General features: G+C 60.0%; 16 protein-coding genes. 11 read left to right on the top strand and 5 right to left on the bottom strand.

Going from position 1 to position 20,150, the window contains the following annotated elements; all coding sequences use genetic code 11:
• The coding region (locus ACILSI_RS11845; protein ID WP_395722091.1) for a hypothetical protein at positions 1-694 on the bottom strand (694 nt) is incomplete at its 3' end.
• Between the two features lie 404 nt (positions 695-1,098).
• Between ACILSI_RS11845 and ACILSI_RS11840 the strand changes: the two genes are divergently transcribed.
• On the top strand, positions 1,099-2,793 hold the full coding sequence (locus tag ACILSI_RS11840; protein WP_395722090.1) for a hypothetical protein: 1,695 nt from the start codon (positions 1,099-1,101) through the stop codon (positions 2,791-2,793).
• A gap of 120 nt (positions 2,794-2,913) precedes the next feature.
• On the opposite strand, the gene ACILSI_RS11835 is transcribed toward ACILSI_RS11840, so the two are convergent.
• Both ACILSI_RS11835 and ACILSI_RS11830 read right to left on the bottom strand, forming a co-directional pair.
• Positions 2,914-3,552, bottom strand: coding sequence for a PEP-CTERM sorting domain-containing protein (locus ACILSI_RS11835; RefSeq protein WP_395722089.1), 639 nt, complete (start codon positions 3,550-3,552; stop codon positions 2,914-2,916).
• A 24-nt stretch (positions 3,553-3,576) separates the two neighbouring features.
• The gene (locus ACILSI_RS11830) at positions 3,577-4,710 is read right to left on the bottom strand and encodes a TIGR02597 family protein (protein ID WP_395722088.1); all 1,134 of its coding nucleotides are present in this window, start codon (positions 4,708-4,710) and stop codon (positions 3,577-3,579) included.
• 324 nt (positions 4,711-5,034) lie between these two features.
• Here ACILSI_RS11830 and ACILSI_RS11825 point away from each other — a divergent pair, with 324 nt between their 5' ends.
• From ACILSI_RS11825 to ACILSI_RS11795, 7 genes are all read left to right on the top strand, one after another.
• On the top strand, positions 5,035-5,994 hold the full coding sequence (locus tag ACILSI_RS11825) for a general secretion pathway protein GspK (RefSeq protein WP_395722087.1): 960 nt from the start codon (positions 5,035-5,037) through the stop codon (positions 5,992-5,994).
• A 5-nt stretch (positions 5,995-5,999) separates the two neighbouring features.
• The gene (locus ACILSI_RS11820; protein ID WP_395722086.1) at positions 6,000-7,211 is read left to right on the top strand and encodes a PilN domain-containing protein; all 1,212 of its coding nucleotides are present in this window, start codon (positions 6,000-6,002) and stop codon (positions 7,209-7,211) included.
• Positions 7,198-7,755, top strand: a complete 558-nt coding sequence (locus ACILSI_RS11815; protein WP_395722085.1) for a hypothetical protein — start codon at positions 7,198-7,200, stop codon at positions 7,753-7,755. The genes ACILSI_RS11820 and ACILSI_RS11815 overlap by 14 nt, the downstream gene beginning before the upstream one ends.
• A 14-nt stretch (positions 7,756-7,769) precedes the next feature.
• Positions 7,770-8,693, top strand: coding sequence for a hypothetical protein (locus ACILSI_RS11810; RefSeq protein ID WP_395722084.1), 924 nt, complete (start codon positions 7,770-7,772; stop codon positions 8,691-8,693).
• A gap of 11 nt (positions 8,694-8,704) precedes the next feature.
• Positions 8,705-11,182 carry a secretin N-terminal domain-containing protein gene (locus ACILSI_RS11805; RefSeq protein ID WP_395722083.1) on the top strand — a complete coding sequence of 826 codons (2,478 nt, stop codon included), beginning with the start codon at positions 8,705-8,707 and terminating at the stop codon, positions 11,180-11,182.
• A 454-nt stretch (positions 11,183-11,636) separates the two neighbouring features.
• The gene (locus tag ACILSI_RS11800) at positions 11,637-12,290 is read left to right on the top strand and encodes a family 16 glycoside hydrolase (protein WP_395722082.1); all 654 of its coding nucleotides are present in this window, start codon (positions 11,637-11,639) and stop codon (positions 12,288-12,290) included.
• 128 nt (positions 12,291-12,418) lie between these two features.
• On the top strand, positions 12,419-13,951 hold the full coding sequence (locus tag ACILSI_RS11795) for an esterase/lipase family protein (protein WP_395722081.1): 1,533 nt from the start codon (positions 12,419-12,421) through the stop codon (positions 13,949-13,951).
• Positions 13,952-14,166: 215 nt separating this feature from the next.
• Here ACILSI_RS11795 and ACILSI_RS11790 read toward each other — a convergent pair whose 3' ends face one another.
• A complete protein-coding gene (locus ACILSI_RS11790) occupies positions 14,167-14,541 on the bottom strand; it encodes a hypothetical protein (RefSeq protein WP_395722080.1) in 375 nt (124 codons plus the stop codon).
• A 277-nt stretch (positions 14,542-14,818) separates the two neighbouring features.
• On the opposite strand from ACILSI_RS11790, the gene ACILSI_RS11785 reads away from it, so the two are divergent.
• The gene (locus ACILSI_RS11785) at positions 14,819-15,919 is read left to right on the top strand and encodes a dienelactone hydrolase family protein (protein ID WP_395722079.1); all 1,101 of its coding nucleotides are present in this window, start codon (positions 14,819-14,821) and stop codon (positions 15,917-15,919) included.
• A 79-nt stretch (positions 15,920-15,998) separates the two neighbouring features.
• Here ACILSI_RS11785 and ACILSI_RS11780 read toward each other — a convergent pair whose 3' ends face one another.
• Entirely contained in the window at positions 15,999-17,648 is a 1,650-nt protein-coding gene (locus tag ACILSI_RS11780; RefSeq protein ID WP_395722078.1) for a UxaA family hydrolase, read from the bottom strand.
• Positions 17,649-17,736: 88 nt separating this feature from the next.
• Between ACILSI_RS11780 and ACILSI_RS11775 the strand changes: the two genes are divergently transcribed.
• Both ACILSI_RS11775 and ACILSI_RS11770 read left to right on the top strand, forming a co-directional pair.
• Positions 17,737-19,500: an ATP-binding cassette domain-containing protein gene (locus tag ACILSI_RS11775; protein WP_395722077.1), complete on the top strand. Its 1,764-nt coding sequence runs from the start codon at positions 17,737-17,739 to the stop codon at positions 19,498-19,500.
• A gap of 134 nt (positions 19,501-19,634) precedes the next feature.
• Positions 19,635-20,111, top strand: coding sequence for a glycine cleavage system protein H (locus ACILSI_RS11770; protein ID WP_395722076.1), 477 nt, complete (start codon positions 19,635-19,637; stop codon positions 20,109-20,111).
• Positions 20,112-20,150: the final 39 nt, after the last annotated feature.

The following is a 20,150-nucleotide window of genomic DNA, read 5'->3' as shown; positions in this document are numbered from 1 at the left end:
GGGTGTCGAGTTCTTCGAGGGCGTTTTGGAAGTGGTAGCGGTTGTGCGGATGCAGGTCGTAGCCGCAATCTTTCTTCAGCGTGAGCATGCGTGTCTGCGGATCGAGCGCTGTGACAGGTTCGATGAAGTTCCACCAGCCGTATTGCGCGAAGATGTCGAGCTCCACATCCTCGGGGTGCACCCACTGCCGCACGTCCTCGGGCTTCACGAAGAGCGTGCGTTTCCAAAGATGCCCCTCGGGCGCTCCCGCAGGCGGAAACGGCGCGACGAAAGCCCAGCCGCCATAGAGCGGATCCTTCGCGTCGAAGTTCGGGTAACGGGCCAAGATCTGCCGCTCGCCATCGCAGAGCAGTTGTTTTGGAATGAAGCCCTTCGGCAGCAACATGGACACATCCGCCTTCATGATCTCACCCTCGTGCTTTTGCCACCCCGTGACGAGTGGCGCACCGATCAGCGTGGCTTTCGTTCCCGTGATCGTGAGATTCGAGTCCTGCGCTTCGAGTGTGATCGGCTGCAAGAGTTCGCTGGTGCCTTCGGGCAAAACGATCGTGGCAGGAGACGCGTCACCGGCTTTGCGGGCCTCCCGGACTTGCTGCACGGCTTGAGGAAGCGAAATCGTGGGTAGAACCTGAATCTCCAGGGCAGAGGAGAGCGAGGGTAGAACGAGGACGGAGAGAAGAAAACGACGCAGCATGAGGCGTGAGCGATACGCGACGATGCCGCGCGGGCAAATGCCGGATGTGGACGGAAATTGTCAGCGGAGGCGGAGTTACTGCGCTCAACCGTCCGCTTGATCAGTTTTCCGTCCTTCCAATCCTCTTTCACAAGCGCCGAAATCCAATTGAGGTGCTCTTGAGATGCATTTAATTTCGAGGCAACCAGAAAGTGACCTGTTCTCAGCGCAGGCATTGAAGATCAGCCAAGCCGCTAAAACGGGAAAAAAGCCGTGACAAATGTTCCTGCGAAGGAATTTGTAGCCCGCGAACGCGATGCCTTTGTCTGCGCAAGCAGAGAGTGTTGCCTCCGGCCTTGGAACCGCACTCGGACACTTTCTTGCCAATGCTTGCCCCGTCCTCTCCCAGCCTTCTGGTCTCAGTAGTGAAGCGTCTGTTTTCACCCTTTGCCTGTTTTGTGTGGGCGTTGGTTTTGGTGGTGCTGTATTTTGGACTCCGACTGGTTGAAAAGAAATTCGACGTCGAACTGCTGGGGGGGGACGGCCATCTGCTGGAGGATGCAAGAAAGGCGGTGCAACAAAACGACTGGCCTGCGGCCTTGAAGGCCATTCAAAAAATTCCAGACGGCCTTCGTCACAAGCCGGAGTTTCTTCGTGTTCTAGCTGACTACCTCAAAGGAACGCGGTCAGACCCCGCGTTGCTCTCCCAAGTGATCGGCAGGCTTGCTGCACAAGGAGCGCTCAATCCAGAGGATTTCATCTGGCTGTGCCGTGACCATCTCTCAAAAGGCAGGACACAAGCAGCACGCGAGACACTGGAACTCATTCCGGCGGCCATGCGCTCCACCCTGGCGCTTGTGGAGATGGAACTCGCGATCCTTAGGCAAGAAGGCAGGCAACGCGAGGTGGCTGAGATGGAACGAGGAATGTTCGAAAGGTTCGCGGATGATCCGGGAGTGGCCCTGAACAAGGCGGTCAGGGATCTTGATGGAACATTCCCGGAGATTCAGCGCTCCGCACAGGACCGTTTGTGGGAGATGGCCCGGCGCGATGATGCGCATGGATTGGCTGCGATACGCCTCCTGGCAAAAAGAACCGGCCACACCCTGCAGGAGACCGAGCATCTTCTGCAATTGGCGGACAAACATCCAGGCACCGCGCCCGCCGACAGGCTGGAGATCATCTCACTCATCATGCGCCTGGCTCCGGAAAAGAGGGAAGTCCTGCTGAACGAAGAGACGGAGCGCTCTAGCCGCAAGCCGGCCGAGATAAGGCCTTTTGCCGCATGGCTGGCACGGGAAAAGGAGTTCGAAAGGATGCAAAAATTGTTGTCCAAACATGCCTCGCTGAGATCCGAGGACCTGTTCATCCTCACGGCACAAGGGCTGGCAGAGCAGAAGCGCTGGACAACATTGTCGGAAATGCTGAAAAAGGGGCGCCAACTGCCTGTGTCCAGCGCACGTGCGGCCACCTGGAGGGCGCTGGCTTCCAAAAACCTCAGTCCTGACAATCTGCAGGAGACGCGCCAGCATGTGCAGGAAGCCATCCGCCACGGAGCGGCGGAAAAGAACACCCTCGCGATCCTGGGGGCCGCCCGTCTGGCGGAGGAATGGGCCATGCCTGATCTGGCGCTCGAAGCCTATCTGACGCTGGCAGAACCAGGCTCCCGGCAAGAGCTTGAACTGCTGGAAAAGTGCTGGCAGGCCGCCGCCACTTTGAAGGATTCCAGCATCCTTGAAGATCTTGCCAGAAGGCTCGCCACGTCATGGCCTGAAAACCGCCGGTTTGAGCTGCGTTACGATTACCTGCGTCTTCTGCGCGGGGAGAAACTCGAGCTAACTGTGGCAAAGTCGTCAGACGCAGATGTCCGCGTACCAGCCGCCACGGTCTTTCTGCTGGAGGCGCTCAAGGCTTACCGGTTGGATGACCTGTTTCTTGTCTCCTATTTTCTGCACAGCATTCATGGTACGGACGGTCTCACCACAGGTGAAAGAGCCGTCTATGCCGGTCTGCTGGCTGTGGCTGCTGGCGAAGTCTCCCAAGCGTACCAAATCGCTGAAAAGATCCGCCCCGAAGGCTTGTTGCAGGGGGAAAAAGCGTTTCTGGAGCTGGCCCGGTAAATAGTTGGTTTCTTAGCCACCTTTCCATGATTCAGATCACAGATAGACGAAAAGGAAAAAGCCTGCTCGAACGAATCCGAGCAGGCTTTAATGAAATCAGATGGAGAGAAGAACCCTGAATCAACGGCGGCGGCGGAGTGCCAGAACGCCGAGACCGATCAAACCGAGCAACGAACGGCTGGGCTCGGGAACACCAGTCACACTGAGCGAGGCGTTGCCCAAACCTGATGCATGGGATCCAGGGGGGGGGGATGGGAGGAGAGTTGCATCGCTGGTGAAAAACCAAAGTTTATGCCCAATAGTGGCGTCGTTGGGAGTGATCCAAGCGTCGCTGCCATTCAGTGCAGGCCCGGAGAATAAACCGTAATTATCTCCTGCTGAAGCAGCCGAAGAAGCCAGTGTAAGTGCTGGAAACCAGAGAAGAGCAAGAGGATCGCCGGTGTCCCACCCACTTCCCAAGTTCAGGCTTGGCCCCTCAGCGAAAACGCCTGCGGTGCCGCTATTGGACAGGTCAAATCTCGCCAGCACCCGATCGTCTCCTGAATTCAGAGCAGCATTGAGTGCCAGAGAAGAACCATCTGTGATTGTGGCGAAGCCATTGTTGGTTGTGTCGGCAACCAGCAAAATTAGCGCATTGGTAGGAATGGCTACTCCAGAATTATTTTTTAACAGTTCGCCTGAAAGGTCGAACAGAATGCTAGCGCGTAGCGAGGTAGTGCTGACCAATACGCAAATGGTGAAGATTAGACGACGGTTCATGTTTTCCAATGAGGCTGGAATTGGTTAAAAACTAGTTGGGATTGTCCACACTACTGTAGAAGGGGTGGGAGATGCTACCTTACGTATAACATAGCCTGATCCTGGCTGAAACACTATTTCATTATTCTTAATAGTACTGAACCCACCTCCGGTCAGTCGCCAGCCGGAACCGCCGAAACCTGTGCCCGTATAATAGTAATATTGTTTGAAGGCAGCTTTGTTAACGGCTGCAGTGGCATCGTCAAACACGAAAAGTTTATCCCCACCAACTCCACTGATGCTGGCTGTCCCAGTAAAGGCACCCGACTCGAACAGATTTGACTGGGTGAGTGTGAGCGGAACAGGAATATCAACAGCAACAGCGTTGTCCTGTTCCGTATTTGCGCTTATTGTGCCAACAATGTAGCGGCGGTCGCCTGATGGGACGTTACCTGTCGCAGTAATGACGGAGGAGGTGGCAACACCATCTTGGCGGATGATGAGGTAAACATCTGGAGAGACAGGATCATTATTGCGAATTGTGCTAAATCCACCACTACTCTTTCGCCAACCCTCACCGCCAAAGCCAGTGCCTGAATAATAATAGTACTGGCCACTAGCGGCGAGATTGACACCTGCTGACGAAAGATCGGGAATGAAGATGCGTGTGCATAATCCTGCACCGCTGATCGACGATGTGGTTGTGATTCCTTGTTGAGAAGGAAAGAGGGTGGCAAAAGTCCAGTATGGTATGATTGAAATGCTGGCTCCGTTCGCAATCCCCGTCCCTCCATCAATTGTGTCACCTGCTGTGTCCACGGCGAGTGTGCTCGTGTTTGTGGTGCCCGAGTCAGCGGAGTTCGCGGTGACGGTGTAATACATGCCCTCCTTGTTGCCAGAACCGACTGACAAGTAGTAGGTGTTGGTCTGACTGCCTGAGGAGTAAACGAATTGGTTCGATGTCCAGCCTGGCAGTCCCTGCACGGTGATGACATTGCCGGAGACGCTCTGAACAAGCCCCTGATAAACAGGGGAGCGGTGCAAGGGCACGCTAAACCGCGTGTCCGAATTGCCCAAGGCAGTGACGGTGTTGAAACCGACGATTGGGCTGTAAATCTGAGCTTGGGCAATGGTGCACAAGGCACACAAGGCAAATATTGAAAAGCGGAGCTTGTTCATGGATTTTGTTTACTTTGGGAGACTATGAGGACTGGATTTTGTTGTCCAGCCTAAAACGAGCGGGTGTTCTTCCTTTCTTATACCCCGTGGGTGGAAAAACGTTACATGAAATCTGGGGGATTTTGCCATCCGCCCTGCCGGTTCACCCCGGCAACTTCATGATTGCAGGATATTGTTAGTGGCGATACCATCTGGCAGTTCTGAGAAGGATCTTCAAAAATTCGCCGCTGGTGCGAATCCAGACCCGTTCCTCACAGACAGCGCCGGATTGTGTGAGCATTCCGTCACTTGAGCACCTGGCCCATAGCATGCCTTATCATGTTGGTGAATAACCGTCTCCATCTCTGCCGCACTTCATCGACCGCAGGCTCGGTGCTGCTGGCGGTGCTCTGCCTGGTGGCAGTGCTGTCTTTTCTCATCATTTCGGCGGTGTCAGTCTCGAAGCAGCATGGCGACATGCAGCAGGCGCGTCAGGGCGTGATGCGCGCACGCCAACTGGCGGAGATGGGCGTGGCGGTGGCGGCGCACCCGATGATCCAGCCGGGCGATCCGCTGCTGAGGCGCAAGGTGTCGGAGATTGAGCGCTTTGAGGTGATCCGCAGCACGGAGGAAAGCCGGCTAAACCTGAATGCACTGCTCACTGAAGAGCGACTGCCGCTGCTGGAGCGCATTTTTACCTCGTGGGGCATTTCCCCTGCGGATGCCCAGAGCCTCGTGGCGTTGCTGATGGACTGGACGGATGCGGACGATCTCAAACGTCGGCCGGACAGCGCGGAGAAACTCGATTACGCCACCTTGGGGTTTCCCGATCTGCCCTTGAATCGCAAACTAGCCAGCCTTGATGAGGTTGATCTCATGCCCAGGGCAGGGGAGCTCCAGGCAGCCAGGCCGGACTGGCGTTCTTTCTTCACTTTGAGAGGTGACGGGCGGCTGGATGTGAGCATGGCCTCCGCCGAGGTGCTGGCCGCCGCGACGGGGGCTTCGCTGGAAAATGCACAGCAGCTTGTGCGGAAACGCCACGGGCTGGATGAGCTGCCGCAAACAACCGACGATGTTCCGCTGGCGAGCCTGGAGGAGGCCCTGGCATTGCTGGGCCTGGCAGGGCAGCAGGCCGCGGATGTCATGCCCTTGCTGACGTTGCGTGGCACGACGCTGCGCATCGAGAGCACCGGCACGGCGGGGGATGCGCGTTGCGGCATCGCGGTGCTCGTTCGCACCAATGGCGGCGGAGCGCGCATCACTGAGTGGCGTGAATTTGCCGTGGAAGGAGCACGTCAGCTTTGACTCTCATGCCTTTTCAGCGTCCATCGTCCTCAGTGCTCAGCTTCCCCGGTGAGGATGCCAGCGAGTCATGGGTGTGTGGTGCCGATGGTGCATGGAAGCGCGTCGAAAATGCCGTTGATGGCGTGATGGGAGCCGGTGTCGCCGTTTTTGACAGCGCTCCCTTCTGGTCTCTGAACCACGAAGAAGCGCCCGATGCGGCCGTGGCATTGCGCTGGGAGGGATTTGGCCTGACGAGTGAGAACGGGGCGCGGTTGTGGACTCACTGGCCGGTCGCGCAAAAAGGCAGACAGGTGCTGGTGGGGACTCTGGCGTTTTCGGCGGAACCCGCCTCCCAAGGCTGGATCAATCTCCGGGCGGAGCGTTTTGAACCCAGCGCCTGCATGCTGCCCCTGCCTGACAACAGCCTTGTGGTCTGGAAGGAGCTGGGACGTTTCGTGGTGGCGTTCACGCGTGGGTCAATGCTGCTGCATGTCTGCCTGCTGGCCTCCCGCAGACTGGATGCTGACGCGGCCTTTGAACTGCGTGATCTGTTCGCCGCCCTGCAAACACACGGCTTCCTGGATGAACTGGCCGCCGTTCATGTCTGGACGCGTTGTGAGACGGATTTCGTTCCGCAACTTGCCTGTTTGTTTGAAGCTGCCGCCGTCATCAAGGAGCCACGTCCTGATCCGCGGCCTCCTGCAGAGCCCAGCGGTCTGCTGCCAGCGCAGGTGGCAGCGATGAGACTGCAAAAGCAGCGCAAGCGCAGGCAGATGTCCCTGATGGCCGCCGCCGCGATGGTGTACCTGTGCTTCTTCGCTGCCTGGTGGCTGCGGCTGCAATGGCGGGAGTCGCGGTTGAATCAAGCGGACAGGGAAGTCGTTGTGGCACAGCCTGAGATCGACCTCGTGCGCGAGGCGCAGGCTCACTGGCTGGAAATGGAGGGCGCGATCAATCCCGACATGTATCCGGTGGAGCTTTTCCATCAAATCGTGTCGCTGCTGCCAAACGAGGGCATTCGGCTGAAGGAATTTCAGATGGAGGATGGCAAGCTGATCGTCAGTGGCGAGGCGACGACGGTGAGCCACGCGCTGGGTTTCAAGGACCGGCTGGCCGCGTGCGAACCGTTGCAGCACTACACCTGGAATTTCCCCGTGCCCTCGATTCGCGAGGACAACCGCGCCGAGTTTCGTGCTGTAGGAACCTTTGAGGGAGGAACTGCGCATGAAGGCCAGTGAACGCAGGCTGCTCATGATTTTGGGCGTGCTGGCCGCCTTGTGCGGCGGAGCCATCCTTGCGCAGCGCCTGCTGAGCCGACAGCATGCCATTGAGCGGCGGGAGCAGACGCTTGAACTGAAGCAGATGGAGGCCCGTGCGATGCTGGCCGGGGCCGGGCTGTGGAAGCAGCGTCTTGACTGGCTGCATGCCCATCAGCCCGCGATGACCAGTGAGAACCAGGCCAGCGAGAAACTGCTCGAAGAAATGCTGGCAGCGGCGGCCAGACACAATCTCGTGGTGCAGAAGAAGCAGTTGCACGAGTCTTCCCGACAAACCTTCTTTCATGAAGTGGGCGTGACTCTGACCATCCTTGGCGACCTGCCCGATGTGTTCCGCTGGATGCATGGCCTGCTGACGCCGGAATCCTTCCAACTTGTGTCCCAGTTGAAAATTGTGCCGGATGTCCAGGACAAAACCAAGGTCATCGCCACGGTGCGTATCAACCGTCGCCATGCGCCAGCGATCACCGCCGTTGAAACTCCGAAGGAGGGGGCAGGATCATGAAGTGTGTCCCGCCCATGCTTGCCATCCTGTTCTGCGGCTTTGCATTCGCAGAGGAGACCACGGTTTTCACCGCTCCCAAAGTGTATCCCGTGGAGCGCTATGAAACTGGCTGGAGCAAGAATCCGTTCACCTTGAAAACCGCCCCCGTGGTGGTGGAAAACGCCTCCTTTGCCAAAGATCTGGCCATCGCCGGCATCTCGGGAGACACGGCCAATCCCACGGTCACCGTCGTCAACATCAAGACCCACGAGCGTTTCCGGCTCAAGCTGGGAGAGCCGGGGGCGAACGGCATGCTGCTCAGCGATGTGAAGCGTGCGGTAAGCCGCAAGGATTCCGTCGTCGAGGTCACGCTTGGTGCTGAAACCTCCAAGATTCATTATGACAACAGCTACCTGAAGCAGGTGGCCGCGACCTCGAACGCCAAGGCGGCGCCACCGGGCAGCCCGCAGGCGCTCCAGCAGTTGCGCCAGACACCTGTGCAGCCTGGCATGCCACGCCCGCAGATTGGGCAGCCGCCGCAGACCCTGCGTTTGCCCACGCCTCCGCAGCAGCCTGCGGGTGGCGGCTTCACCGCCAGCACCGGGGCGGCGGCGGTCCCGCCTGCGTTTCAGGGCATTGCTCCAGCCTCCTTCTTTAATCAAGGAAGCACCCAGGGTTCCGCTGTTGGCACGGCGGCCCCACCAGCGCCTCAAGACATCGTTCCAGTCTCCGCGCTTAATCAAGGAAGCACCCAGGGGGGCGCCGTTGGCACGACGGTCCCGACCCTCACTGTCAATACATCCGGCGGCATGAACCTTTCCGTTTCCAGCGGAGCCCCAACCGGAAGCCAGGGCGTTACCAACCCGTCTCAAGTCTCCCAAGTTGCCAGCGCGGCACCTGTGCCGGTGCGCCGTCGGATGATCACGCCTGTTAACAACGTTCCGCCGGTCCAGCAGTGACCCTCCGCCTCATGAAATCCATCCACCAGACCAGTCTCATCTGCGCGGCCATACTCACGCTGGTTTGCGGACTCACCCAGGCCCAGACACCCTCTGTACCGCCACGCATCCGGCCCAACGCGCCCCCAGGAGCGCCGCCGCCTGCGACGGTGCCGCCGGCTGCCGCCCTCCTCCCCCCTGCCTCGGCCAAGCCCGCCAATCCGGTCCCGCCGCCTTCAGGCAAGTATTACATCGACTACCCCGCCAGCCCGCTGGCCGAGGTGCTGGAGGATTACTACGCCGCCACCAAACGCCGGGTGCTGCGGGACCGCGGACTCGAAACCGCCACCGTCTCCATTGAGGTTCCTGGCGAGTTCACCGCAGAGGAATATCAAAGCATCATCGAAAAGGGCCTGCTCATGCACGGCTACGCGCTCGTGCCCAGCGGAGACAACTTGTTCAAGCTCGTCGCAGCCGAGCAGGGCACCTCACCCGCATCTCAGGGCGTGCCGGTCATTCTGCGCTCGGAAGACCTGCCTACGACCGACCAAGTGGTCTCCCACGTCATCCAGCTCAATTACCTCCAGGCCGAGGAGGCCTCCACCGCGCTCCAGCAGCTTATCCCGCTGCATCCGTATGGAAAAATCCTCGCCATGGCCAATGCACGGGCGCTTGTGATCACCGAGGCCTCGCAGACCATTCGCGCCTACCTTGATCTCGTGCAGCAGGTGGACGTCTCGCCCATGGAGACCATGCAGAAGACCTTCACGCTGCAACGTTCCACCGCGTCCGAGGTCGTCGAGCAGCTCTCCTCGCTCCTTGGTCTCGGCGGCAGCGGAGGAACTGGCGGTGGTGCCACCGCGCGGCCTATGACCGGCGCAGCCGCCATTCCCGGCCAGCCAGCCGGCGGCGCTCCTGCCGCGGCAGTCGGAACATCCGCAGCGATGGGTGGCGCGGGGGGCGTCAGCCCGGAATCCTCCAAGCCCATCCTTCAGGTTATCGAGCGCAACAACGCCATCCTCGTCATCGCGCGGCCGACTGACATGCAGCGCATAGAAAGCCTCATCACCGAGCTTGACGCCGAGTCCACCACCCGGCGCTACTTCTCCCGCCGCCTGAACTACCTCGACCTCACCGTCTTCCTCAAAATCGCCGAACAGGCCCTGCAAAGAAATTCCAAGACCGGCGGCTCCCAGAACAGTCTGGCATCGCAGACAAACACCCCCAGCGGCGCCCCCCCAACCAACAACACCTTCGGCAACAACTCCTCCTTCGGCTCCAATTCCGGCCTCAACTCAGGACTCGGCGGCGGTCTGGGCGGCGGCCTCGGTTCGAGCGGAGGTGGCATGAGTTCAGGCTCAGCCCCTCAGTTGGACGTCACCAAAAAGCCCCTCAGCGTCCTCATCGCCAACACCCTCGTCATCGCCGATCCCGCCAGCTCCAAGTTCTTTGCCAGCGGCCCGCCGGATCAGATTCAGGCGCTGGAAGAGCTGGCTGACGAGTTGGACGTGCGTCCGCGCCAGATCCACCTCTCCGCCATCATCGGAGAGTTCACCCTCGGGGATGATTTCAACTTCGGACTCGACTGGATTCAAACCCTCAGAAAGGTCGGGGAGGAGGATCTCGTCGGCGGTGTGCTTAATACCCAAGGCACAGCCTTTGCCAATCCCGCCAACCTTCGGGACATCACGGGATTTCTTGCCGCAGGAGGTCCCTCCGCGCTCTCCGGCCTCACGGCCTACGGCCAGATCGGCAAGAACCTCAACGTCTTCCTGCAGACCCTGGAGAGCACCCGCCGCTTCCATGTGCTGCAAAAGCCCACCGTCACCACGCTCAACCACCAGCCCGCCACCATCTACATCGGCCAGCAGATCGCCATCGCCGGCCAGACGTACACGAATGGAGCCACCGGCAACAACGGCCTCGGCTTCACCTCCACCACCCAGTACATCCCCGTCCGCCTCCAGCTCGATATCACCCCTCACATCTACAACGACAACGAGGTCATGCTCGAGTTCAAGCAGCAGAACAACGACATCAGCGGCTTCAACACCATCGGCGGCAATCGCGTGCCCAACATCTCCGAGCAGGGCATGCAGAACAGCCTCATCGTCCCAGACCGCGCCACCGCCATGCTCGGCGGCCTCATCACTGAGCGCGACACCAAGAACAACAACGGCCTCCCCTTCCTCGTCCGCATCCCCATCATCAAGCACCTCTTTGGCAGCACCAACAACACCAAAGAGCGCCGTGAGCTCATGATCTTCGTCCAGCCCCGCATCATGCCGGATGAGACATCCCAGATGCTCGATCAGGCCAAAATGGGCGACCATATCGCCGGATACAACGAAACCGTCCAGTTTGGCGGCATGCCGGAAACCGTCGTACCCAAAGCCCTTCCCGCCGACAACAAGCCCAACGACCTCCTGCCACCGCCAGCGATTGTGGCGGAACCCAAAAAAAGCTTCTTTGGCAGGATGAAGGGCTTATTTCAAAAATCGAAACCTTAGGATATCCTCCAATCAGGCCGCGAAAGCCGCCAAATACAGCCTGCGCCTCCAGTGACCCGCTGAAACACCCGGCAACAGCTGAAATGAATTCGGTAAGGGATAATTGAAATATTGGCGCCAAGACAGGCAGAGACACCTCGACCTAATTGCAAGGCATGGAATTGTGGAGTTTTTTGAAAGCAGACGGTATTGCTAGCTGACTTTGTTGCCTCAAAGTAAACGACGCAGGAGTGAGCGTTAGACGACACTACAAGCGCATCCACTGGGTCGAGCCCTCTACACTCGCCATTTTATTATCGAAGGAATACAGAAAAACCTCACCGAATGGCGCGGCTTTTTCCGCTCGGATATTTTTTGGCGAGTTTCCAAGGCTGATTTCAGTGAAACGTGGCTCGGTTTGGGTGGCCGCGCTTGACCTTCATCAGGCGCTCATGAAGGATGCACCCCATCCACCATGAAACGCCTACTTTTGCCCGCCCTGCTGCTTTTCGGAGCCGCCTTCGCCGCCGATGAGCCCAAGACCGTCGAGGCTCCAAAGGAGTTTGTGTTGTTCAACGGCAAGACCCTTGATGATTGGGAGTCGGTGGACATCGGGGGCAGCGGCGTGGTGGAATTGGAAGGAGACGTCATGATCATCAACCAAGGCGAGAGCATCAGCGGTGTGGTTTACAAGAAAGCCGCCACGCTTCCGCTCACCAACTACGAGATCACGCTGGAGGCCAAGCGCCTGCAAGGCGTCGATTTCTTCGTCGGCCTGACCTTCCCGGTCGGAAACGTGAAGACTTGTGCCACGCTGATCTGCGGCGGCTGGGGCGGCAGTGTCACCGGCATCTCCTCCATCGACGGCTTCGACGCCTCCGACAACAACACCTCCAGCTACCAGCGCTACGAGGATGACAAGTGGTACACCATCAAGCTTCGCGTCACCCCGGAAAACCTCAGCGCCTGGATCGGTGAGAAGCAGGTTATCGACGAGGACATCAAAGGCAAAAAAATCGCCGTTCGTCCCGGCCCCATCGAAAGCTATCTGCCGCTCTCCCTGACGACCTTCAACACCACCTCCGCCATCCGCAACATCAAGCTCACTCCGATTGCGGAGAAAAAATGACGCGCATTCCGTCTCTGGTGCGCCCCCTGGCACTCCTGGCTTGCGTCGGCCTAATGTCATGCACTTCGGTGCTGCGTACGCAGGTTTCACGTGAGGAAACCCGGCTCACAGAGCGTGAGAAGCGCCACATGGCCGGCCTGCTGGAGGAAATGGCCTCGGGTTGGGATGGCATGCGGGTTGGCAAGATCAGTGAGCGACGCAAGGCGCAGGATCGCTACGACAAGGTGCTCGCTGAGTTCTTGCGCGAGTGGGATCGCCACCAAAGTCCGCGCTACTGGCAGTCCGGCACGGTCTTTGCCTCCAAGAAGCAGTCCTTCAGCATCGAGTTCGATGCAGCGGCTAATCAGCATTTTGAGGTTCCGCCGCCGCAGATCGACCAGCTCATTTTGCCGTATCGTATCAAGCCGCGTGTCACCGACACCGAGGCCCAACGTCCTGGAGTGGGGGTGCCGCTCGTTGGTCACATTCGCCGCACCAGCGAGGTGCGGGAAGAACAGCCCTTTCTGCCTCCCAACGGTGGCAATCTCACCCTCACCGCCGTCATGGAGGTGGGTGACGCGCCTGCCGACACCCTCCGTCCGCGTCGTTGCCGCCTGCACATGCACAACACCCTGAACGTGGACACCGTGAAGCTGCGCGATGATGAGCGCCAGCTCGCCGCGAACTTCACCGCCTCCAAGCAGCTCGCGCTGTCCAAAAAGTCGCTCAATCTCTTCAAGTGGCTTGGCTTGCTCTATCCCGAGCGCACGCTGGCGGACTGCCAGCTCTACCGCATGGATGTCTATGATCCGAAGCGCATCCCGGTGGTCTTTGTGCATGGTCTCATGTCCGATCCGCACATCTGGCTGAACGTGGTGAATGCCATCAGCGCCGATCCCGAACTGCGCGCCGCCTACCAGCCCTGGTTCTTCCTTTATCCCTCTGCGCTGGGCATCCCTCAGTCCTCCGCCAAACTGCGCGACTCGCTGCGCCAGATGCTGAAGCACTACGATCCCGACCACAACGATCCTGGGCCGAAAAACATGGTGCTCGTCGGTCACAGCATGGGTGGCCTGCTCAGCCGCATGCAGGTCATTGATCCAGGGGCCAAGCTTTGGAACGCCCTGCTCAGCGCTTCGCCGGAAAAGCTGCGTATTTCGGACGCCACCAAAGATCGGCTGACCCAGAATCTCAGATTCAAAGCTCAACCCGAGGTCAAACGCCTCATCTTCATCACCACCCCGCATCGTGGCAGCAACATCGCCAGCAAGGGCATCGTCCGTCGCCTTTCCACGCTCATCCGCCTGCCGTTCGACACGCTGCGCATGTCCCAGGAACTGCTTTCTGGCAACACCGACGCCCTGTCTCCCGAGATTCGTGACGGGGGCATCTACAGCTTCCTCAGCCTCGGCATGCTCTCCGACAAGCACCCGTTTTACAAAGGCCTCAACGCCGTGCCCATCCCCGTCGCGCACCACTCCATCATCGCGCAACTCGGGAAAAACAGCCGGCTCAAGGACTCGGACGGCGTTGTGCCTTACTGGAGCTCCCACCTCGACACCACCCAGTCCGAGAAAATCGTCCGCGCTTGGCACGGCTGCGTGGAGAAGCCCGAGGTTGTGGACGAGATCGTGCGCGTGCTTAGGGAGCATCTGCGGGAGCGCGGATCGCCCTCACGTTGAAAAAATCGGCCTGCATGTGCCGCGGCGGGCGGCTTCAGGACACTCGATCAATGCCAATGTTGAACCTGGCTGGTTTGGTTCGCGGCGATTTTGACCGCCGTTTTCTTCATAGAGGGACAGACACTTTGCTCATTGCTCAGGCAGACACTTTGCTCAGGCATGTGAATCACAGCAGCCCCGGCGGTTCTGCACTAGCGTTTTGTTCGGTTCGGCATTCACTCCTGTCGGCTCGCATCCGAATCCCGTAAAAATTCATACACAGTCGACCTGAACTTGAGTCCTCCGCTAGGTGTATGGATGACATAGACGTCACAACCGTGGTTGCGCGCGACGGCAACAATTGGAGCTAAATGCCCGGCCTCGCGATCGAATTCTTCTGTGTCTCCGGCGATATGGACGTTAACGACAATTGCCGGACGTGTGCCGGGAATTCTGTCGTTGTTTCGGCTGAAGTACTGTTCCAACATCCGCACGAAATCGTCTTGCGCAAAGGTGGTCTCACTGTGTTCGGTTCTGTAGCGGTCAGTTCCCACGAGGTGAAGTTTAATAATCGTTGGAACGTGAACCACACTTGATGTGGACCGTTTCATCGGCGCACCAGCGCAGCTTATCAAAAAGAGCGAAGCAAAGAGACAAGATCGATGAGAGCGCATGATTGCTAGCAGAACGGGGGCGGGTTGAGGTAAAAGGGGCTTCACGAACCAAAACGGAGGGTTTTTATCAATGAGCCGATTGCAGCGAAAAAGTTGCGGGAGGTCAAGCCTTGGGTGTGGCGAGTGGACGAGGGAGGCAGTGGGGTGTCTGCTGCGTGAGCATCTTCGTGAGAAGGGAACTCCCGCGAAGCAGCGTTGATGAGGAACCCACCTCATGAATGTCCGTCTTCCTCTCCTCCTCGCTGCTGCTTTGAGCCTGCACGCCGCAGCCGAACTGCCCTTCACCCAGGTGCCGGTCGAATTCGCCGGCCAGTTCTCGCCGGGCAAGTCACCGCTCGTCTTCAACGACGGCACACCGGTCAAAAACGCTGATGATTGGAGCAAACGCCGCGCGGAAATCCTCGCCGACTGGCATTCGATCATGGGCGCGTGGCCTGCTGTGATCGAGAAGCCGAAGATCGAGGTGCTGGAGATGAAATCGCGTGGCGAGGGCATCTCCCAGCAAAAAGTCCGCGTCGAAATCGCCCCCGGTCAGACGGGTGATGGCTACTTGCTGCTGCCCTCCGGTCGTGCGCCGCATCCGGCTGTCTTCGTGCCCTACTACGATCCCGAAACTAGCGCTGGCTTGAGCGAGAAGCCGCTGCGTGACTTCGCGTGGCAGCTCGCCCGTCGCGGCTTCGTCACCCTCAGCATCGGATCGCCCGGTGGCGATGCCCGGCTGCCCGTTTTGAGCACAGAAGCGAAATGCCAGCCGCTCTCTTACCTCGGTTACGTCAGCGCCAACATGTGGCAGGCCCTCGCCTCGTTACCGGACGTGGATTCCAAGCGCATCGGCATCGTCGGGCACTCGTACGGTGGCAAGTGGTCGCTGTTCGGCTCCTGCCTGTTCGAGAAGTATGCCTGCGCCGTGTGGAGTGACCCCGGCATCGTCTTCGATGAGACACGCGGCAGTATCAACTACCAGGAGCCGTGGTATCTCGGCCTCGATCCCTCGCTCACCCGCAAGCCGGGACTCGTCAGCGCTGAAAGCCCGCGCACCGGCGCTTACAAGACACTCATCGAGAAAGGGCACAACTTGCAGGAACTCCACTCCCTCATGGCCCCGCGCCCCTTCCTCGTTTCCGGCGGCGCTGAAGACCCGCCCAAGCGCTGGGCCGCGCTCAACCACAGCATTGCCGTGAACCAGCTCCTCGGCGTCAAAGACCGCGTCGCCATGACCAATCGCGAGAAGCACGACCCCAACGAGGAATCCAACGAGCAGATCTACCGCTTCTTTGAGTTCTGGCTGAAGCGCTCAAAAGAGGCTGATGAATGACAGACATAATCTCCGCTTTCTCTAAGACTCAGCGGTGTCAAACAGCTCTCCCCAACCTTGGCTTGGTCGATGTCAGGCCTCAAAGCGACACGCCCCGCTTCCAGGGCAGGAAATCATCTTGGCCTAGCGCCACAGCCTTCGGCGTGTAGTCACCGCTGGCGGTGGCGATGACGAGTTCGAGCATGTCCTCACCCATTTGCTCGACGGTCTTTTCGCCGGTGATGATGGGGCCGGTGTCGAAGTCGATGATGTCGGGCATGCGGCGGGCGAGGTCGCTGTTGGTGGCGATTTTGAGGGTGGGGCAGACGGGATTGCCGGTGGGGGTGCCGAGGCCGGTGGTGAAGAGCATCATGTTGCAGCCGCCGCCAGCGAGCGCGGTGGTGCTTTCGACATCGTTGCCGGGCGTGCAGTAGAGCGTGAGGCCGCCGTGCTGGCGGATGGGCTCGGCGTAGTCAAGGACATCGACGATGGGGCTGGTGCCGCCTTTCTTCGCGGCACCGGCGGACTTGATGCCGTCGGTGATGAGGCCGTCGCGGATGTTGCCGGGGCTGGGATTGGCATCGAAGCCGGAACCGCAGGCCTGGGCCGCGCCTTCATAAGCGCGCATGAGGTGGACGAATTTGTCGGCGAGGGCGGCGGTGACGCAGCGGTCACTGAGGCTCTGCTCGACACCGCAGAGTTCGGGGAACTCGCTCAACACAGGCGCACCGCCGAGCGCGGCGAGGAGATCGGCGGTGTGGCCGATGGCGGGATTGGCGGAGATGCCGGAGAAGCCGTCGCTGCCGCCGCATTCGACGGCCATGATGAGGTTGCTGAGAGCGCAGGGTTCACGCGTCTGCTCATTGGCGGTGGCGAGGCCGAGGAAGGTGTCGCGGATGGCGTTGGCCATCATGTCGCGCTCGGATTTGCTCTTCTGCTGCTCGTAGATGAGCAGCGGCTTGTTCATCTGCGGATAAAACGCGGAGAGTTCCTGCTCCAGCAGGCTGACCTGGGCGTGCTGGCAGCCGAGGCTGAGCACGGTGGCTCCGGCGACGTTGGAGCTGTTGATGTAACCAGCAAGCAAACGGCACAAAGCCTGCGCATCCTGCCGCGTGCCACCGCAGCCGAGGCCGTGTTCGAGGAACTTCACGCCGTCGATGTTCTTGAAGACACGGGCTGTGGCGGCGGAGGTTTCTGCTTCGAGCATGGCGGCCTCGATTTGCTCCCTGGAGGCACCTTCGCGCTGCATCTTCACCAAACGATGCGCGAACTGCTCATACGGCGAGGTTTTGCCGTAGCCGAGGCTGCGGGTGAGCGCCTCGCGCATGAAGGCGAGGTTGCGGTTCTCGCAGAAGACGAGCGGGATGACGATCCAGTGGTTCGCGGTGCCCGCAGGGCCGTGGGAGCGCTTGAAGCCGTTAAAAGTGCGGTTCCGCCACTTCGAGACATCGGGCGGCGTCCAGGTGTAGTCGTTCTGCTTGCCGCTGAAGGCGGAGGTAGCGTGGACGACGTTGTGCGTATGAATGAGCTCACCCGCCGCGATGGGCTGCGTGGCTTTGCCAACGGTGACGCCATACATGGTGACGATGTCGCCCACAGCGAAGTCATGAGCGGCGAACTTCTGCTTGGCGGGGATTTTTTCGCGCAGCTTCCAGCTTTGGCCGTTCAGGGCGACGACGGCTCCGGCTTCGAGGTCGCGCAGGGCCACGAGGGCGTCGTCGGAGGGGTGGACTTGGAGGATGGGAGACATGGGAACGAGAAATAAAGCGCGGGCCGGGGAAGGGAAGGCTGAATTTTGATCTTTGCTCTTTTGGGGGGAACGGCTTAGATGAGTTTTTATGCTCGAAATCAACAATCTCTCCCACGTTGTCCCCGGCAAGCACAAGGAACCGCTGCGTGTGCTGGAACAGGTCAGCTTCATGGCACCGGGCGGTCATGTTTTGGCGGTGATCGGACCGTCCGGCAGCGGCAAGACGACGCTGCTGCGCATCCTGGCCGGTCTGACCGACCCCGAGGCCGGTGAGATCACCCTGCGCGGGCGCGACTTGCTGAAGCAGCCGCTATATCCGAACCAGCTCGGCTGGGTGCCCTCCGGTGACGACAGCCTGATCGATCACCTCACAGTGCGGGAAAATCTCATCAGCGCGGCGCTGCTGCGCGGCGCGGGCCGCACGAAGGACGAGATGCTCTCCCGTGTGTCGCATGTGCTGGTGACGGTGGGGCTGGAAAACATCGCCACGGAGCGCACCTCGGAGCTGGCGCTGCCGCAGCGACGGCGGCTGAAGCTGGGCCTCGCCCTGGTGGCGGACCCGGTGATCGTGCTGTGCGATGACTTCACCGTGGGCCTGGATGTGCGCAGCGAGCGCGAGTTTGAGGCGCTGCTCAAGCTGGTGGCCTGCGACCGGCCGGACCGCATTGTGATTCACGCGACGGATGCGCTGTCCAACCTAAGCGCCTACGACACGGTGGTGGTGCTGCACGAGGGCTATGTGGCCTTCCACGGCCCGGCACGCGCGATCCCGCACTACTTCACGGTGCCGACCTATGACGAAGTCTATGCACGTCTGGCGAAGCGCCCCGCGCAGCGCTGGGGCGACTCGTGGATGAAGCACCGCGACTCTTATTATGCCGCCTTCAAGCTGGGCGCGAAGGCCGAGGAACTCTCTCCTGCTGAAGAAGATCCCGGTGACGCCGACCGCACCATCGTGATGAAGCAGCGCGGTGAGGATGAGGTGGAGGAGGAAAAGAAAAAAACCGCCGAAATCGAGGTGCGGCCCATCATTCCGCTGCCGGGCGCGTTCAGCCAGGCTCAGCATCTGGTGCGCCGCCGCTGGTCGCTGCTGAGAAGAACACCGCGTGAATGGATCGTGCATGCCTCGCTGCTCGTCGGCGGGCCGGTCATTGCCGTGTTGCTGCTGTGGCCGAACAAAAAGCTGGTCGCCGAGGCGGCCAAGGGGGCCACGACGCCCGAGGTGCTCTGGCCAGCCTCGCACACGGTGTCCATGATCGTGCTGATCCAGATCTTGCTGGTGCTGTTCATGGCCGTGCGGCTCGGAGCACGAGAGATTGCGGGACGGCGGGCGATTTATGAGCGCGAACGCATCGGCGGAGTGACGCCGGGCGCGTGGCTGCTGGGCTCGATCCTGTTCATGCTGCCGATCATCCTGGTGCAGAGCATCTGGATGGAGATGTTTCTCGAAATCGTCTCCGGCGGCCTCCCCGGAGCCCAGGGGGCGAAGCTGCTGCTGCCCGCCCTCTCAGGAACCGCGTTCGCCGCCCTATGCCTCGGCATCTCGGCCAACTCCAGCACACCGGAGCGCGCTCATAGCATTTCGCTCACGCTGCTGTGCGCGAACGTGATTCTCTGCGGGGCCTTGCTCGGCTTCCCTCAGGCGCTCGGCCATGTGGTGCATCCCTTCATCACGGCGCACTACGGCTGGTCTGGCATCATCGACACACTGCAAAAAACACCCTTCTTTGATCCCATTGACCAGTTTGTGAAGACATGGTTCGCTGCCCCGAATTTGGCCATGATCATGCTCGGCGTGCATACGGTCGTGGGCGTGGTGCTGGCGTTTGTTGGCCTGCGTCGCCGCTGGTAGCCTGCGCGGTCAAGTGGCTGCGCCGTCAAAGAGTCAAGACGGCTAAAGCCGTCAAGAGCCGTGCTTGCGAACGCCCGACACTTGACCACTCCTTGACCGTTGACCTCTTGATCTGTCTCTCGTTCCCTTTCCCAATGCTCAACTTCGTCCGCTTTAAGCACGCCCGCTTCTCCGCCCGCTTCCCTGACACGTTCCGCTACTCCCGCTCTCACTACTGGATGGCTCCGGTGGAGGGCGAATCGAATCTGTGGCGTGTCGGCTTCACCAAGTTCGCCACCCGCATGCTCGGTGAACTGGTGGATTGCGATTGGAAGCCTGCTGAAGGCGGCCCAGTGTCCCCTGGTGACAACATCGGCTGGGTCGAAGGTTTCAAGGCCGCCTCGGATGTGTATTGCGTGATGAAAGGTGCCTTTGCCGGTGGCAACCCGCTGCTCAAGCAGGATGCCTGCATCGTGCGCAGCGATCCGTATGAGCAGGGCTGGCTCTACGCCGTGCGCGGCGAGCCGGAACCCGAAAGCATGGATGTGAACGGCTACATCGAACTTCTCGGCGGCACGATCCAGCGCATGGCCGAGGAAGGTCACGGCGAGGAAGGCGATGACGCTGGCTGAGGCTCAGCGCCGGGTGCGGAGGTGAGAAGATTGCCGCAG

Origin of the sequence: Prosthecobacter sp., from assembly GCF_044232965.1 — a bacterium.
Lineage (GTDB): Bacteria > Verrucomicrobiota > Verrucomicrobiia > Verrucomicrobiales > Verrucomicrobiaceae > Prosthecobacter.
The sequence above is the reverse complement of the archived record's forward strand: the minus strand, read 5'-3'. Positions and strand labels throughout refer to the sequence as shown.